This window comes from Okeania sp. (genome assembly GCF_983059655.1).
On sequence record NZ_CEZPJD010000697.1, the window covers coordinates 1 to 4,215 of the forward strand.

Below are 4,215 nucleotides of genomic sequence, written 5' to 3' on the forward strand. Positions count from 1 at the left end.
TAGCTATTTATAACTATGTTTTATGGTTGACAATCTAGAAAAAGAATTTCAGCAATTTGTTCATCAAAGGAACCAAAAAAAGAGAAAACTAACAATGCAGACAATTTTAGTTTTTCTCTTGGCTGTGAACTTAATTTCATTATTAGTTCATTTGATACTAAAAATAGATTTTACTCTGAATATAGGCGGTCTAACTCTTACTTCACTTCTGCTTTCTTATAGCTTATTTTGGCCTATATTTCTACTCAATTTAGTTATTTATCTGAGAAATTATCAAACTAATAAAAAAAATAAATTTTATTCGATCCGTTTAAATTTGAACTGTTTAAAAAAAATTAAAATCAGATACATCTTAGTAGTTTTAATTTTAGCAACATTAATAATTTATCGAGCCTATATCTCTCCAATTGAGACTTCATCCGGCCAATTAATAACCTACTTAATCAACAAACCCAAGCCTGCTCTAGTAAAATCGCCTTGGCCTTGGAGAAGCGATCGCAAAATTCATCCAGCTATTACTAGCATAAGCTCAAAAGATGAAAAAAGTATCAAATCTGTTGCTAAATACATTGCTAAAAATGAAACAAATCCATATTTACAAGTCAAAGCAATACATGATTATATTATTACTAGAGTTACTTATGATTTAGATGTATTGAAAACAGGAAGAAGACCCTCCCAAGATGCCAAAACAGTTTTTGTTACTCATAAAGGAGTCTGCGAAGGTTACGCTAATCTTTTCTTAGCATTAGGGAAAGAAATTGGATTAAATGTTGTTTATATTAAAGGAAAAATTCGTAAAGACTTAGTTCCTATAGATTTAATTCCCGAAAGTTTTAGATTATTAAAACCTAATTATGATTGGACGCTTCACGCCTGGAATGCAATCAAAATTGAAGGTAACTGGCAATTGGTCGATACTACATGGGATGATAATAATTCTAATAAGTATAGTACTGACTATCTGATGATTCCTGCCGAAGCAATGATTACCAGTCATTTCCCTGCACTAAGGGGTTGGCAACTTTTAAATAATTCTAAAAATTTTAATTCTTTTGAGAAGCAACCAATTTTAAAGCCTCAGTTTTTTGTGGAAAAATTAAAAATGATTTCCCCTATTGAATATCAAACAGATGTTAGAGAAGCTGCCTTAATTAAAATTGCGACTCCTCCAAACTATTCCAGAAAGATTGGAGCTATTTTTACCAGAAAAAATGAGTCTCAATTTTTGTTCTGGAATTTGCCTTCTAGTAATAATTTTACAACCAAAGTGAGAAAAACTTGTAAAAATTTAGATAAGTTAAAAGATCAAAGTCAGATTATTTGTCAGTTTCCAAAACCAGGGATATATCAAGTTTTTATGTTTAGCTATGATCGAAAAATTAACTCTTTTAGGCGAAGAATTAATCTTATCGGTAAACTTAAATTTACCTCGATTCATTAATTGATAATTATCTCTAGTTAAAACCGTTACGGAATTGAATATAAGGAAATACTATTTCTTTTCTTGGTCGATTGGATATGGTGAGGAGAACCGCTCTTATCAGAGCCACTCCGCTTTATATGTTCTGAGCAAAACGCCATCCCTCAAACGCTTTTTTCCTTTTAAAAGGGGAGACTTGAAACCAGGATTATTTAATTATTAATTATTCGGCAAAAAATCTAGTTAGAGCTTCCTAAAAAAATTATAAATATGAGGTTTAGCAATCGCTCCGTGAAAGTAAAATAACTTAATTAGAGTTTGCTGAATAAAGTCTTTTGCTAGGTTTCAGGAGGGAAGAAAGAAGAAGAAAGAGAAAGTTTTTTTATAACTAATTATCCGGACATCATATTATTCCTTTTAAATCAAATTATTCCCTATTTCTTACTAAATTAAATTTATGACTATGCAACCACCAATTCCTATAGGAACTATCTTACAAAACCGCTATCGCTTGATTAATATTCTCGGTCAAGGTGGATTTGGACGTACCTACCTAGCAGAAGATACAGGTCGCTTTAACGAGCGTTGTGCCCTCAAAGAATTTATTCCCCTACAGACAAATACCTATGAAGTAACTAAATCTCAAGAACTATTTTCTAGAGAAGCAGCTATCCTCTATCAAATTCAACATCCCCAAATTCCCAAATTCAGAGCAATTTTTGAAGAAAATCAACGTTTATTCCTTCTGCAAGATTATATCGAGGGAAAAACCTATCGCAGTATATTGCAAGAGCGTCAAATAACAAATAGTTTGTTCTCAGAAGCAGAAGTGCTAACTTTTTTACAACAAATTTTACCCGTATTAGCTCATATTCACAGTTTTAATATAATTCATCGAGACATATCTCCCGACAATATTATTAGGCGAGAAAGCGATCAAATGCCAGTATTGATAGACTTTGGAGTAGTGAAAGAACTCGTAACCAAAGTTCAATCTTCCCAGTTAGCAGCACCTTTAACAAATGTAGGAAAATTTGGTTACGCTCCCTGGGAACAAATTCAACTGGGAAGAGCAACAGCAAATAGCGATCTATATGCTTTGGCAGTTACAGTAGTTGTACTATTGACGGGAAAAGAACCCCAACAATTAATTGACCAAACCACATTAACTTGGAATTGGCAACGGTGGGTAGCAGTTAGTCCAGGGTTAGCTGAGATTATAAATAGAATGTTAAGTCATCAACCAGGCGATCGCTACCAGTCTGTCACTGAAGTAGAGCAAGCTTTGGAAAGATTACCCCATATCAAATCTCAGCAATTACCTACCATCAACCAAGAACAAAATAATCCTTCCCCTTCCCAACAACCAACAGTAGGAGTAACTCCAAATCAAAACCTTAACCCCAATAACAACGATAGCTTTTTTGATAATCATCAGTGGGTGGCAACTGCATTAGTAGCAGTATTAGTAGCTTTATCTGGCGTAGTATCCTGGAGTGCAGTTAATTTTTTCCTCCAGCGCAGACAACAAGAACCTCAACTTCAGCAACCAACGAAAATAAATCCTATACCAGTACCGATCCTTACTCCTCCTGCATCATCACCAATACCCACTTCATCCCCATCTCCAACAACTACATCAACACCATCACCTACTTTGCCATCACCATTACCTGCTATTCCTATACCATCTGCCACACCAGAAATAACAATTACACCAGAACCTAATGCTACTCCGATTCCAGAGACTCCTACCTCTGTAATTATTCCATCTCCATCAATTACTTCACAAGAACGTCTGAATATACTGCCAGGAGAACCTATATCTATTGAAGGTCGCTTGAAAAGTAATGAAAGTATTGACTACATAATTTCTGGCAGTCTTGGGCAAAATTTGAACTTATTAGTTACAGGAGAAGGAGTATTAATGAGTTTAGTAGGAGTAGATGGCGAACCAGTAGATGGAATTTCTGAGAAAGTATCTATCTGGAAAGGAATTCTACCCAATGATGGCGACTATAAAATAACTCTCACTCCCTTACCTGGTTTACCTAGTACTGACTATAAGCTAGATATTAATTTAGTTAACCCTATACCTAAAGTTATTCCTAGCTCTGAACCGGAAGCAACTGAGTCACCCGCACCCACACAAGAACCGGAAGCAACCGAATCACCTTCTGGTTTACAGCTCAATAAACCTTCTAAGAAGCTGATCAAAAAATCTTTCCCTATTTCAACCCCACTTGAAGAACTTGATAAACCTTCTAAAAAGCAAATTGTGATTCCAGAAACAGAGGCAACACCATCACCAACTCCAGTAGAAGAAACTTTATCCGATCCTCAAATTTTAGTTGAATAATTGTCATTTAAAGTTTTTGTTTGTAGTTGGGCTTTAGCCCATGAAATGGCGTTGCTGAATACTGGGATGATTGAGACCGACACGGGGACACGGAGACACGGAGACACGGGGATGATAGTCGATCCTCTCTTATAAAATCATCCCACAATTATGCAATGCCGCCCATGAAATATCTATCTTGCGGGCTAAAGCAGAATATCAAATTATATCATGTCCGTTAGTATAGTAATGTGCGCTGGCATATTTACAAATTTCAGGAACTGTCCAATAGCTAAAATTTTATATCATCAGCTTTTTATCCCCCCCTACTGCCTATTGCCTGCGCACAGCACTATATCGTTTGTGTAAATTCAAGGGTGAATACAGCACTTTGCAACTCTATCAAGATTTTCACCATTTACCTTGTACATCATTTGACTGAAATATGCTGTAT

At 35.3% G+C, this 4,215-nt stretch carries 2 protein-coding genes; both read left to right on the forward strand.

The features are described 5' to 3' along the window. Positions 1-22 precede the first annotated feature (22 nt). Entirely contained in the window at positions 23-1,444 is a 1,422-nt protein-coding gene (locus tag AC3DU7_RS26845) for a transglutaminase domain-containing protein (protein ID WP_488042322.1), read from the forward strand. Positions 1,445-1,880: 436 nt separating this feature from the next. Continuing rightward, positions 1,881-3,782 (forward strand): protein kinase domain-containing protein, encoded by a 1,902-nt coding sequence (locus tag AC3DU7_RS26850; protein WP_488042323.1) that lies wholly within the window; start codon positions 1,881-1,883, stop codon positions 3,780-3,782. Positions 3,783-4,215: the final 433 nt, after the last annotated feature.

Bases quoted from the DNA above. Each gene is read 5' to 3' on its own strand.
- AC3DU7_RS26850 (WP_488042323.1), top strand. From the start codon at position 1,881: ATGACTATGCAACCACCAATTCCTATAGGAACTATCTTACAAAACCGC.
- AC3DU7_RS26845 (WP_488042322.1), top strand. From the start codon at position 23: ATGGTTGACAATCTAGAAAAAGAATTTCAGCAATTTGTTCATCAAAGG.